This window comes from Symplocastrum torsivum, from assembly GCF_059505465.1.
In genome coordinates this window covers 92,282-105,273 of the sequence record NZ_JCACKQ010000126.1, presented here as the reverse complement: position 1 = coordinate 105,273, position 12,992 = coordinate 92,282, and the positions used below count along the sequence as shown (strand labels likewise).

The window sequence follows — 12,992 nt, the reverse complement described above, 5'->3', positions numbered from 1 at the left end:
AAGTTTGAGTTAATCTTAGCTTCCCATCAATTGCCGAAGAAATATAGTGATATTTCTATTCCCTTTTAGATACAAGTGCCTGGTAAAGGCGATCGCGTTTTCACCTCAACGTCCTTGTATCCTGCTGTATTCAATAACTGCGTGACTGCGAGTTGAGCGCGATCATTTGCTTGCTCTAGCACACGCTCTCTACAGGCAGTACTGACAATTTTTTTCAATGTCTCTTGTTGAGCGAAAGTCTGTAGCTGCGGTGCGACATCTGGTCCCAACCCCAAGAAACCGCGATCGTAGTCGTAGACACTCGAACGAGTCACGTCAATCTTACTATCCAGGAGACGGGGAGGCGGGAGCTGAAGCTGAATCGTATCGTTGACAACTTGCACATTCTCTGGAGTTAATTCTTGTAAATCAACCCCAGCCCTCACCTCACCATAAGCAATGTAGAGAAGAGTCGTTGTGCCAACCTTATATCCCGCCACATTTCTATCCTGACGGGCAGGAACAACAGCTTCCATCGTAAAGACAGCCGTTGTCAGTTCACTTGCACCACGAATTTGATGGACAACAAGGGTACGGACATCAACCTCTGGTTTAGGTTGTGGCGCATTAAATATCGCATTGAGTCCCTCAAAGAACCGCGCGCCCGATCGCAACATCCCAATTCCCAAAACCAGTGCAATCAGGATAGAAGCACCTGTCGTCATCAGCATCAAGTTTCTAAAAAGTCCAGAAGTAATGTTACTTAGTGGACGCTTTTGAAACTGATGAAACTGATCTCTCATGTCCTTTGCTCCTATTCTTGAAGGCTGTATTGATATTAGTAGTGGTTGAAAGCCGATTATGAATAAATCTACCTAATGGTAAAGCACTCTGCCTGTCACTAACGAGTTAGTGCTTGCTCTATTATGTCTTCCTGCAAAAGGCGATCGCTGCCTACCGTAACAGTGAGTGGATAAGGGCGAAGAGACATAGAGAGACTCCTCATCCGGATATATCTGCCTAACTATAGCCAACAAAAGATTATACAACTCTCTTTCGACAGAAGTATTCCATAGAGTCTACGGTAAAAATTCTTCAAGAGAGAGTTCAGATTAGATTACAACTGAGTACATCAATGAGTTCATTAATCAGACAAGCTAAACGCTTATTACTCAGCACAGTAATAGTGAGTGTTGGATGGACACTACCAGTACAAGCCCAATTGTCTGATGCTCAAGTTGGGGCACTAGTAGAGGCGCTACGATTGGCAGCACCGCAAACTGGCATTGAAAACGATGGTCTGTATAGTGATTGGCAAATCAAACCGGAAAATATTCCGCGTTGGTCTAGACAATGCACTGGTAAGGAACTGACACCAACACAATTTCAGGATAGTCCTGCAACGGCTCGTTCGATCCTCGTGTGTGTGATGCGTAATGTGTTCAGAGAGCAGTATGGTGCTAGTAACAACAACGAATCATTAGCTGTGCAGCGTACTGCTTCCTGGTGGATGACTGGCGACGCTACACGCTACAACAGCACGCCCACTACTTCCTACACTCAGAAAGTATTAAACTTCTACCAGCAGCAGCGCAATAATCGCCAGTCTCAACAACCCGCTACTCCTCAACAACCTGCGACTCAAGCTACAGCAAGTCAGCCCCAACCTGCATCCCAACCCGCTACTCCTCAACAACCTGCGACTCAACCCACAGCGAGTCAGTCTCAACCTGCATCCCAAACAACGCAAAGTACGGCACGTTCATCATCTTCACCTGAGATTTCTGATGCCCAGGTTGGGAGGCTAGTAGAGGCGCTACGATTGGCAGCACCGCAAACGGGAGTTGAGAATGACGGTTTATATAGTGAGTGGCAAGTCAAAGCTGAGAATATTCCCCGTTGGTCTAAGCAATGCACGGATAAGGAACTGACTCCAACGCAATTTCAGGATAGCCCTGTAACTGCCCGTACAATTCTGGTGTGTGTAATGCGTGATGTGCTAAGGGAGCAGTACAGTGCGAGTAATAATAACGAGACTTTAGCCGTGCAGCGTGCCGCTTCTTGGTGGATGACTGGTAATCCAGGACAATACAACAGTGGCTCAACAGCTACCTACACCCAAAGAGTCCTGGACTTATACCAGCGGTCGGAACTGAAGTTCTTCTCTCATATATAAGTTGAAAATAGGTGTTAGGTAGGGGTTAGGTTGTAGGTGGTAGGGGAGAGGGATTTTCATCGCAACGTTAGTGAGCAACTGTTCATAGGCATCTAAGTTGAAATTAGGAGGGTAAGGGGAAAGAAGAGGTAATCTCCAGCTACTTTTTACCTTTCCTCTAGCGCTTACTACAAGCCAACAGCCAAGAATGCCTCCAAACTTGGCACCTTTACCCAGCTTCCGGTTTCATGGGATTGATGGGTTAAATCCATTAATAACTGCGAGTAGACACCTTCTTTGAGTGAGGGTGTTATTGCCTTACCACTATCGATTCCTTGCACCCATTGGTCAACTACCCGAATAAAGGGTGCCAAACGTCCATCGGGATAGTCATTAGAGAACGCCAAGCGCTTAGGGATTTCTACCTCAGCAAGCGGTTGACCAGCAGGAGAAGCCAAGAGACGAAACCCATGCACATAATCTTTTTGATTGTTGCTTCCTAAAACTAGGGTACCGCGATCGCCATAGACCTCAACGAAGTGTCCCCGACCCTCATACGCCACGGAACTGATGCAGAGTTGGCAAGGTGTTCCATCTTCCAATTCCAGCATCACCAGACAGGTATCATCAGCATCCACGGATTTCAGCCTACCGCTATCTGTGGGGTCTGGTCGTTCTGGAATCGCTGTACTCAGTTGAGCGCACAACCGACGCACTGACCCAAACAACCAACTAATATAGTCAAATGAATGAGAACCTACAGCTCCCAACGCTCCTCCTCCCTTGTCTTTTTGAGCGTACCAGTTCCAGGGACGTGAAGCGTCGGCACGGCTTGAGACTAACCAATCAATTTTAATTAAGCGCTTTTGCCCGACATAACCTTCTGCCAGATATTCTGCGAAGAGTTGCCATGCGGGGACAAAGCGAAATTCAAAATCCATCATTGCAACAACGCCATTGGCTGACGCAAGTTGGTAGAGTTCCCTCGCTTCACTTGCTCTCAGAGTTGTCGGTTTTTCAAGTAACAGGTGCTTTCCGGCTTGCAATGCACTTTTTGCCATTTCATAATGCAGAAATGGTGGCGTTGAGATGCTGACAGCGGTAACTTCTGGTATGGCTAGGGCATCTTCAAGGCGATCGCAAACATGAGGAATATCATGAGTAGAGGCGATCGCTTTTGCCTTCTCCCTATCGCGGTGATAAACCGCCACTACTTCTGTCCGTGGATGAGCCTGAAAGCCAGGAATGTGAATCTTTTGCCCAAACCCAGTACCAACAACCGCTACACCCACCGTCGGCATCTGCGTAGCAGCACTTTTGTCAGAAAGATTAGCAGGTGAGGAAGACATCATCGCTTTGTTTGTTCCACCCATTCGATTACTTGTTCACCCAGCCGCACATTATTGAGCCTGTCGATCTCACGGATACCAGTAGGACTGGTAACGTTCACCTCGGTCAGATAGCCACCAATAACGTCAATACCAACAAAATATAAGCCATCCTTTTGTAGCTGTGGCCCGACTTGTTCGCAGATTTTCTGATCTTGGGGAGTCATCTCCGTTGCTGCGACTCTACCGCCAACCGCCATGTTGCCACGAAACTCTTTCCCCGTAGGAATCCGGTTTACAGCTCCAATCGGCTTGCCATTGAGCAGGATAATTCGCTTATCTCCCTCTTTTGCGGCTGGTAGATAAGTCTGAATCATTACTGGCTCCCGACCCCGTTGGGTGCTAACTTCAACTAGAGAATTAAAGTTGCGATCGCTCGGCTCTAAAAACAAAATTCCTTCACCCCCTTTGCCACCCAACGGCTTGAGAACCCCTGCTCCTTGTTTCTCAACAAATTTCTGAATAACCGACTTATCCTGGCTGACAATCGTCTCCGGAATCACTTCCTTGAACTGGAGGGCGTACATCTTTTCATTTGCCATCCGTATCCCAGCAGGTGTATTAACCACTAAGGTTTTCTGTGGATCGATGTAGTCCAGAATATACGTGGCATAAAGGTAAGGAATCGTTACAGGCGGGTCTGTTCGCATGAAGACTGCATCCATGTCTTCCAGCGATCGCAAAACTGCCTCAGAAACGACATACCACTGCTCACTGACTACCCAACGCCCTTCTACTAGTTCGGCTGGTATCAACTGCACCTGCTCCAAGAGTGCCCATGCCTGAGCATTCATAACACTCAACTTTTCAGCTTGGGTCACCCAAACTTCGTGACCCAGTGCTTGAGCCGCTTCCATAAGCGCTACACTCGTATCGTGACCAGGGTCAAGCTTGGAGAGGGGGTCTATGATGAACGCAAATCTCACACAGGAAATCCTTTAACTCGTCGGACAAACGCCCAGAGCGTTTCTTCTATTAAACCGTTAGAAGGGGTGTTGAACGTTCAATTGCGGAAAATCTCATTGACAAGATAAGTCTAGTAGCCAGCATTTAACCGTCAGTAAAACGTCTTTGAAGAAGAACCACGTACCCTGTAGAGTGGCGATCAACGAGTTGCGGCACCACCTTGCAACAATGGGTCTAAATTTCCCTGAGCTTCCAGATCATAAAGATCATCACAGCCGCCAATGTGTTGGTCATTGATAAAAATTTGGGGCAGACTGCGGCGTCCATTTGCTCGTTTAGCCATCTGTGCCCGTGCCACCTCATCACCATCAATACAGTATTCGGTATAGTCAACGCCCTTTTCATCGAGCAACGCCTTCGCACGAATACAGAAGGGACAGCGGCTCCAAGTATATATTTCCACGTTCGGTTCCATTTCACCCTCCGGTGTTATGCAATATTTCTTAAATTTTAGATCGGCAGCGGTTACACAAGCTTAATTCAGGTATTCTTCAAGGGCAACGAACAACAGGTAAGTTGATGGGCATTTCAATTAGATATTGACTCTAGTCACTTTGTGTTGACTGATAACGGTCAACAAAGAACGAATTAGTTATATATTCAAGTTGAAGATGAGGGTTGCTTAACAAGCTTGGATTTTAGATCTCACTAATAAAATGCAAAGTACCTTATTTTGCATTAAAAAACTTATTCAGAAATTTAAGGACAACGTGGTGTGAAAGTTTTATCCTGGAAGTAGCGACTTAGATTGTATGATGCGATACTTCCTTAGCTAAATAGTACTCGAAGCAGGACTTTCCCTAAATGGATGGTTGCTGTCTTCCCCTGTGTGTCCGCCGACTGGACGCGACCTAAATCAATCAGGGTTTATTGATTCGTCGCTGTGCCATTACCTAAGTGATCAAAGTCACATATTTTTGTTGTGTAAAGTGCAGGACATCTTGAAGCTGAACCTGCTAACCTTTTGGAAAAGGTAGGTATGGTTTAAGAGCCTACGCTTCAAGCTATGTGATCCTAAAACAGGAATTGGCATAACTGAGCGAGGGTGGCAACCCAAAACCGAAATGAACTTAGCTGCTTTGTGCAACTACTACAGAGGAGCAGTTGGGAGAAATACTTCATTTGTAAGATCTCGTTTGTCTTCTGTCGTGAAAAATTCTCCTTGCTCAGCAAGCTCAACTTTCGTTTAGAGTAGATGGCAATCCCTAAGCAAGCATAGGTCAAATTGGCTAAAGCTCACTACCACCTCGATTGGACTGAGCGCAAAAACAAAACTCTAAATTAACGCTCCGGCAAACGCTAATCAACAACAGTAAAACTTACTAATGGACTGCCTGAAGAAGCCTCTAAGGAAAAATTATGTCTAGTACGCACAACTTGTTCACTATTCAGTTTTGGGGCGTCAGAGGGAGTATCGCCTGTCCAGGGCCGGAAACAGTTCGGTATGGAGGTAATACACCTTGCATCGAGATGCGCGTGGGTAGCGAACGTTTAATCTTTGATGGCGGTACGGGCTTGCGAGTTTTAGGGCAGTCATTGCTATCGCAAATGCCAGTGGAAGCGTATATGTTTTTCACCCACTCCCACTGGGATCATATTCAGGGTGTTCCGTTCTTTATCCCTGCCTTTGTCAAGGGAAATTGTTTTCATATCTATGGAGCGCTTTCGCCCAACGGAGCGAGCCTTAAGCAACGTCTAACTGACCAGATGCTCCACCCAAATTTTCCGGTTCCCTTGCAAGTTATGCAAGCGGATTTACGCTTCAACGACTTGAAAATCGGGGAAAAAGTTGAGATTGGTGAGATTACAGTAGAAAATGCCCTGCTGAATCATCCTGGTGAGGCGGTGGGATATCGCGTAAGCTGGCGCGGGTATTCAGCAGCTTACATCACCGATACCGAACATTTGGCGGACGGTTTAGATAAAAATGTCCTGTGGCTAGCACGTAACGCAGATGTGATGATTTACGACGCTACCTACACGGATGAAGAATACTACTCCAAAGCAAGCAGTAGAGTTGGTTGGGGACATTCAACTTGGCAGGAAGCCATCAAGGTTGCCAAAGCTGCCAATGTGAAAAAATTGGTGATTTTCCATCATGACCCACTTCACAATGATGATTTTCTGGATCATGTTGGGGAGCAAGCCGCTCAGCAATTTCCCAATACATTGATGGCTCGCGAAGGTCAAACCATTCAGCTAGTGGGAGCCTCTACGCAAAATCTAGTTGCTCTTGAAGAAGCAAAGGTTTCTGTTTAGAGAAGCCAGTTGCGATCGCCTTTTGGCTTGTCAGGACCTTCTCAACAACGCACTTCGGATAAAACACTCATCGCCGTGGTAAAAAGTTAGCACGTCACTACTTAAATATGTCAAAATGTTAAGCGTGTGGGTTACTTCTTCTCCAGCCACTGCTTTAACACCAACCGCTGTTGCCCTAGGAAACTTTGACGGCGTTCACCGAGGGCATCAACAGGTCATCCAGCCTATTTTACAGACTTCTAAAGCCATTGTAAGGACATCATCGATCGGGGATGAGCAAGAGCCGTATGATTTTAGCGGAGCGAACCTTACAGAGAATTTTGAGCGCAAGGTTAGTGTAGGGACAGGACACACCTATGCGACTGTGGCAACATTCAATCCTCATCCGCGTGAGTTTTTTTCGGGTGAGAAATGGAAGTTATTAACGCCACAGGCCCAAAAGGTGCAACAGCTAAGTCTGATGGGTGTTGAACAGTTGGTGCTATTGCCTTTTGACCGGGAATTGGCTTCCCTAAGTCCACAGGAATTTGTCGAAAAGATTTTAGTGGAGCAACTTGGCGTAACCCATGTCAGTGTAGGACAAGATTTTTGTTTTGGGCATCGACGCGCTGGGACATCCAGTGATTTAAAAGCGATCGCATCTTCCTATGGTATTCAGGTCACCATTGTATCGTTGCAAACTTGTCAAGGAGAGCGCATTAGCAGCTCGAAGATTCGACAATCTCTCCAGCAAGGGGATATTCTTCAAGCCAATGAATTACTGGGACGTCCCTATAGCCTCACGGGAGTAGTCGTCAAAGGTCAACAACTTGGTAGAACAATTGGCTTTCCTACCGCTAACCTCCAACTTCCTCCAGAAAAGCTTTTGCCTAGGCTGGGTGTTTACGGTGTCCGAGTTTATGGTGTTTCACCAACATCACCGACATCGTCTCAAGTGGGAGTGATGAATATCGGACAACGCCCTACCGTCAACGGCACTAGTTTGACAGTTGAAGTTCACCTGCTAGATTGGTCAGGTGACTTGTATGGACAAACCTTGACCGTGAGTTTAGAGCAATTTTTGCGACCCGAACAAAAGTTTGCTTCCCTAGATGACCTAAAGACACAAATTCAGGCAGACTGTGCAGCAGCAAGAGCCTTTTTAGGAACTAGAGACTAGGATTAGGGACTGGGGATAGCTAGAAGAATTTAGTTAGAACAATTAAAGAATATGCGATCGGGAGAAATCTACCACTCATGAGGCAACAGATTGAGACGTTAACAGAAAACCTTGGGCGTACCATTGTCGGGAAAGCCGATGCAATTCGCTTGGTGATTGTTGCTTTACTAGCAGGTGGTCATGCTTTGTTGGAAGATGTCCCTGGAGTTGGTAAAACACTCCTAGCTAAATCTCTCGCACGTTCTATTGATGGGCGGTTTCAGCGGATTCAATGTACACCTGACCTTCTGCCTACTGATATTACAGGGACTAATATCTGGAATCAAAGCAGCCGTGAGTTTGAATTTCTTGCGGGTCCAGTGTTTGCGAATATTCTGCTAGCCGATGAAATCAATCGAGCAACACCTCGTACTCAGTCAGCATTGTTAGAGGTGATGGAGGAACAGCAAGTCACCGTAGATGGCGTATCGCGTCGCGTACCTAAGCCGTTTTTTGTGATTGCGACCCAAAATCCGATTGAGTATCAAGGTACGTTCCCCTTGCCAGAGGCGCAGATGGACAGATTTACGGTGTCTTTATCCTTGGGTTATCCTAGCGAGGCGGAAGAACTTCAGATGCTGCAACGACATCAAGGTGGAATGCTGATCTCAGAGCTTAGCCCTTGTATATCTACAGAAGATGTTCTGGAGTTACGGCAGCTATGCAGTGAAGTCAAGGTAGAGACATCATTACAACAGTACATACTCAACATAGTACGCGCCTCACGCGAGGCTGAAGAAGTGAGCTTGGGGGTAAGTCCTCGTGGTACTGTTGCCTTACAGCGAACAGCTCAGGCACTGGCTTTCCTGGATGGTCGAGAGTATGCGATTCCTGATGATGTAAAATATCTTGCCCCCCATGTGCTAGCCCATCGTCTAATTCCCGCAGGCGGGCGTCGAGCGAAGCCGATTGTGGAGCAGTTGCTGCGTTCTGTCCCAATTCCTTAGAATTGTTTTTTTTAGTAGGTCAAAGCGTGTGAGGTCAAGAATTCGACAAAAGAAACGAGGGAAGCGTAAAAATCGCTCACCTGCGGTTTTGTTGCTATTACTGCTCGTCTGGAGTATTTGCTTAGGGTGGGGAATGGCGATCGCTCTAGGGGCATCGAAACCGATCGCCTTAGAGGCTACTCCCAACTCTGAGATGATTGCCCAAGCGTCACCAACAAAAATAGGTACAGTTGACACTGTTGCAGCTCGCTACCAACTCGGAAAAGAACTTTACTTAGAAAATTGTGCCAGTTGCCACGTTGCTCTGCCACCTGAAGTTCTACCTACCGAAAGTTGGCGTCAACTGCTTCAGGAGCCAGACCAACACTATGGTCAGAAGCTACCACCAATGATTGGGCCATCGCTCCTTATTATGTGGGACTACCTGCGAACTTACTCTCGTCCCTTTGTAACAAAAGAACCCGTCCCTTATCGGCTTTCTGATTCTCGTTTTTTCAAAGCGCTGCATCCACAAGTTGACTTACCTCAACCCGTAAGACCAAATAGCTGCGTTAGCTGTCATCCTGGTGTTGCTCAATACGACTACCGTAGTCTCAGCGCAGAATGGGAAAACTCACCTTGATGTTATAGCTCTTCAGCAGTCAACTTTGGGCGGTCAGCTATCAGCCAAATAGCTCTGGCTAAGGGTTATAGCCTCCGTTGATGTCCTAATCTGTACTTCGACTGCTATAAGTGACGAAATTTAGAATGGCTTAGTCTAGGGAAACTAGCTGGCTGCGGCTAAGCGTGTCTCCTTAAGCATATTCATAAAAGCAAAGACAGCAGGAGGGTGAAGTGCATCTGCCAAAACAGCCGCACCAACAACCCGTTCTAAAGGGACTGGTAAATGGCAAACCTTCACCTCTGGCGGAATCGGTAGTGCTGCTAGTCGAAAGAGAATGGCAGCCCCCAAACCTTGAGCTACCATACGCACCCTGGTTGAGTCTTCTCTAATTTCGTAGGCAATAGGTAACGAGATGCCGCAGTTTTGTAAGTAGTTGCGAAGTCTTAGATAGCAAGCATTTCCAGGAGTCTCAAAAATCAGGGGATATGTGGCTAACTGCTTCCAAGTTAGCTGAGGACAGCTTACCTCAGCCGTTGGTGGCAGCAGGGCGACATACTCATCCCGCAGGATTTCGCAGGTTTCAAAGTCCTCACTATTGGGCAGATCCATAAAACCAACGTCTATCTTACCTGCCCGTAAATCTCGTTCGACCTCCAAGGCATCAAAGTATTCAATAAGCGTGACAGCAATATCGGGAAAGCGACTGCGAAACTGGGCAACGAGTTCTGGTAGGACATGAGTTGCCACACTCCGGAAAGCGCCAACCCTCACCTGCCCTCCCTTTAAACCTCTATGGGAATTTGCCTCCTCAACCATTCCATCTAATAGTTGCAGTACTTGTCGGGCGTAGCTGATCACACCCTCTCCGGCTGGGGTGAGATTAGCACCGTGGCGTCCTCGTGCTAGTAAAGGGACTCCTAATTCTTCTTCTAACGTTGCGATCGCATGGCTAACCGCTGATTGCGATATTTCTAAGTGAAGCGCTGCCTCGCTAAAGTTACCGTGTTCAGCGACTACAACGAGGGTACGCAACTGGGATAGCTTAATCCGGTTTTGATTAATTCCATGCATGGCAGTGCTGAAAGTATCTTAACTAGGACAGACACCGTTGCTCAGTCCAATTTTTATCTATCTATTATATTCATGCATACAATGAATTTTAGTTTTTGATTCTTAAGTAAGACAAAAATATAGTGTATTCAGAAGCAAATATCAATCAGAATACATTGTTTGAGGAGTGTTAGTTCAATGCATAACTCTATATACGACCTTAAAAGAGAAGAATTAGAGCGAATCTTTCATCAACAACCGAAGTCAACAGTTAATAAACTAGCATTTGCATCAAAAATTAGTAGGCTACTACAGCAAATTATTGCTTCTTTAACCAAAGCTCCAGAACCGAGAATTGGTACAGTTAAAGATAGCTTTGGCAAGACCTTATGGTGTGTCTATGATCCAATTACAGATCAGTCGGCTCGTCTTGCTTCCGAAACTGAAGTACGCATTTGGCTTGAGGGACGTTACTATACTATGTAGTAAATCTTATTAGCTAACTATTAGCTTATGTACTCATTAAACAGAAAGTTAGTGGCTCTTCCGTACCTAGTATGCTAATCAGCCTCATGCGATGCTTAAAATTCTTGCAGAACAAGAATTTTGAGCATTATTAGAATTACTTATGGCGGCAGAGGTACTAAATTCCGGTATATCAAGCTTCTCAGCCGTTTAAACTGATAGTTTGGCATACCAAGTAATGAAGAGCCAAGTTAGTTTGAATAACTTAAGTCTTTAAAGGGATAGAGTAAGACCAAAACTCTATCTCTTAATCTAGTTTATTAAAATTTTTAATTGAAGAAATTAAATCATCTTGCTGTAGAGAAGTAGTAATTGTGTATCTGAGCACAAATATTGCTGCAATAGTCGCAGTAGAACGAGGGGTCAATCTCAACATTGGCACCAAATAACTCATGGAGAATTTGCGATCGCGTTTATAATTCTTGCTCTGTCGTAGAGTTATAGAGGCAAGTAAGACGACGTATTCTCTGGCGTTCTGCCAACTATGACTCTTGATTTCTTTGCAAAGACCAGTGGTACTTGGATTAATGTGCTAGCTGTAGCCCTAGGTACGAGCCTTGGTCTACTCCTCAAGCACCGCCTTCCCGTGCGGATGCAGCGCATTATCACACAAGGGGTGGCATTGATTACCCTCTTTATTGGCTTCTCAATGACGGGGAGTCTGACTCAAGTTAAGGCAGGTCGAGTTGATGGTGTCGTGTTGGGACTGCTGACGATGGTATTGGGTGGTTTACTGGGGGAGTGGTGGCAAATTGGAGCCAAACTCGAATCCCTTGTTGCGGGAGTCCTCGCTCAAGCTCTGCCTGACCCTAGCACTGACCCTCAAATTCTCCTCATAACGGGTGTAGGTGGATTGATGATTTTGGGTACAGGAATTAACTTACTAGAGTTGACTCAAGTGCGTGTCGCCTCTTTCCTACCTGCTTTGGGACTTGCCCCTTTTCTCTACCAAGTTGCTAAGTTCGTTGGGTAAGACTTACACTTCCCAGGAAAATAAAATTTTCAGCGGCAATAAACAATGCGGGCAAGGATACGCGATACAGAAATTTACTTTGATGTTGAGGGTTCCGGTTTAGTCGTGGATGGTTCCCGGATGCGCGAGAAACCTGTGATGTTCGTCATTCACGGTGGACCCGGTGCTGACCATACGTCTTATAAACCTAGCTTTTCTCCCCTTAGCCACAAGGCGCAGTTGGTCTACTTTGACCACCGAGGTCAGGGGCGGTCGGCTTGTGGTGCAAAGGAAACCTATACTCTGGAAAATAATGTTGAGGATATGGAAGCACTACGCCAACATTTGGGCTTGGACAAAATTGTTGTGCTTGGTTCCTCGTATGGCGGGATGGTGGCACTTTCCTATGCAGTTCGCTATCCGCAGAATGTCTCGCATCTAATTGTCATTGCGACAGTTCCTGATTCTCGCTTTTTGCAACGGGCAAAAGAGATTTTGGCACAACGAGGAACCGAGGAGCAAAAAGCGATCGCCCAACGTTTATGGGATGGCACCTTTGAGAATGAGGAACAACTGCGTGAGTACTTTCAGGTAATGGCACCGATGTACTCGATCACCTATGACCCAGAATCCCGCCAGAAAGGATGGGATCGAGCAATTCTTTCAGCTGATGCGATTAATGTTGCCTTTGGTGGCTTCTTGCGCTCTTACAACGTCCTCGATCAACTACACAAAATTACTTCACCGACTCTGGTAATTGGTGGACGACATGATTGGATTTGTCCTCCGGAATTCTCCGAAGAGATTGCCAAAGCGATTCCGAAGGCTGACTTAAGAATCTTTGAAAACAGCGGTCATTCAGTTCGCGCTGATGAACCGGAAGCACTCTTAGATGCGATCGCTGGTTTTTTAGTTTACAAGCGTTAGGCAAGGAGTTAGCTGATCACAGGTTCCCCTTACCAGTAGCTG

Annotated in this window: 13 protein-coding genes; 8 read left to right on the top strand and 5 right to left on the bottom strand. The window is 46.2% G+C overall.

Translation table 11 applies throughout. From position 1 onward, the window contains the following. Nucleotides 1–65: 65 nt before the first annotated feature. A complete protein-coding gene (locus AC5JL3_RS31810; protein ID WP_496078261.1) occupies nt 66–782 on the bottom strand; it encodes a DUF4230 domain-containing protein in 717 nt (238 codons plus the stop codon). A 332-nt stretch (nt 783–1,114) separates the two neighbouring features. On the opposite strand from AC5JL3_RS31810, the gene AC5JL3_RS31805 reads away from it, so the two are divergent. After that, entirely contained in the window at nt 1,115–2,155 is a 1,041-nt protein-coding gene (locus tag AC5JL3_RS31805; RefSeq protein ID WP_496078260.1) for a hypothetical protein, read from the top strand. A 167-nt stretch (nt 2,156–2,322) separates the two neighbouring features. On the opposite strand, the gene AC5JL3_RS31800 is transcribed toward AC5JL3_RS31805, so the two are convergent. From AC5JL3_RS31800 to grxC, 3 genes are all read right to left on the bottom strand, one after another. Then, nucleotides 2,323–3,435 carry a Gfo/Idh/MocA family protein gene (locus tag AC5JL3_RS31800; RefSeq protein ID WP_496078322.1) on the bottom strand — a complete coding sequence of 371 codons (1,113 nt, stop codon included), beginning with the start codon at nt 3,433–3,435 and terminating at the stop codon, nt 2,323–2,325. Between the two features lie 47 nt (nt 3,436–3,482). After that, nucleotides 3,483–4,448, bottom strand: coding sequence for a glutathione synthase (gshB, locus tag AC5JL3_RS31795; RefSeq protein ID WP_496078259.1), 966 nt, complete (start codon nt 4,446–4,448; stop codon nt 3,483–3,485). Between the two features lie 179 nt (nt 4,449–4,627). Then, nucleotides 4,628–4,903: a glutaredoxin 3 gene (gene grxC, locus AC5JL3_RS31790; protein WP_496078258.1), complete on the bottom strand. Its 276-nt coding sequence runs from the start codon at nt 4,901–4,903 to the stop codon at nt 4,628–4,630. Between the two features lie 944 nt (nt 4,904–5,847). Between grxC and AC5JL3_RS31785 the strand changes: the two genes are divergently transcribed. The 4 genes from AC5JL3_RS31785 (at nt 5,848) to AC5JL3_RS31770 (ending at nt 9,514) form a co-directional block, all read left to right on the top strand. After that, the gene (locus AC5JL3_RS31785; protein WP_192218659.1) at nt 5,848–6,747 is read left to right on the top strand and encodes an MBL fold metallo-hydrolase; all 900 of its coding nucleotides are present in this window, start codon (nt 5,848–5,850) and stop codon (nt 6,745–6,747) included. Nucleotides 6,748–6,871: 124 nt separating this feature from the next. Further along, nucleotides 6,872–7,906: a bifunctional riboflavin kinase/FAD synthetase gene (locus AC5JL3_RS31780; RefSeq protein WP_496078321.1), complete on the top strand. Its 1,035-nt coding sequence runs from the start codon at nt 6,872–6,874 to the stop codon at nt 7,904–7,906. Between the two features lie 77 nt (nt 7,907–7,983). Continuing rightward, a complete protein-coding gene (locus AC5JL3_RS31775; protein ID WP_496078257.1) occupies nt 7,984–8,892 on the top strand; it encodes an AAA family ATPase in 909 nt (302 codons plus the stop codon). Between the two features lie 28 nt (nt 8,893–8,920). Then, complete coding sequence (locus AC5JL3_RS31770; RefSeq protein ID WP_496078256.1) at nt 8,921–9,514, top strand: diheme cytochrome C; 594 nt, start codon at nt 8,921–8,923, stop codon at nt 9,512–9,514. A 144-nt stretch (nt 9,515–9,658) separates the two neighbouring features. On the opposite strand, the gene AC5JL3_RS31765 is transcribed toward AC5JL3_RS31770, so the two are convergent. Then, nucleotides 9,659–10,567, bottom strand: coding sequence for a LysR family transcriptional regulator (locus AC5JL3_RS31765; RefSeq protein ID WP_496078255.1), 909 nt, complete (start codon nt 10,565–10,567; stop codon nt 9,659–9,661). A 177-nt stretch (nt 10,568–10,744) separates the two neighbouring features. Here AC5JL3_RS31765 and AC5JL3_RS31760 point away from each other — a divergent pair, with 177 nt between their 5' ends. The 3 genes from AC5JL3_RS31760 (at nt 10,745) to AC5JL3_RS31750 (ending at nt 12,950) form a co-directional block, all read left to right on the top strand. Continuing rightward, complete coding sequence (locus AC5JL3_RS31760; RefSeq protein WP_496078254.1) at nt 10,745–11,032, top strand: hypothetical protein; 288 nt, start codon at nt 10,745–10,747, stop codon at nt 11,030–11,032. 523 nt (nt 11,033–11,555) lie between these two features. Continuing rightward, complete coding sequence (locus tag AC5JL3_RS31755) at nt 11,556–12,044, top strand: DUF554 family protein (RefSeq protein WP_496078253.1); 489 nt, start codon at nt 11,556–11,558, stop codon at nt 12,042–12,044. Between the two features lie 45 nt (nt 12,045–12,089). Continuing rightward, nucleotides 12,090–12,950 (top strand): alpha/beta fold hydrolase, encoded by an 861-nt coding sequence (locus tag AC5JL3_RS31750; protein ID WP_496078252.1) that lies wholly within the window; start codon nt 12,090–12,092, stop codon nt 12,948–12,950. Nucleotides 12,951–12,992: the final 42 nt, after the last annotated feature.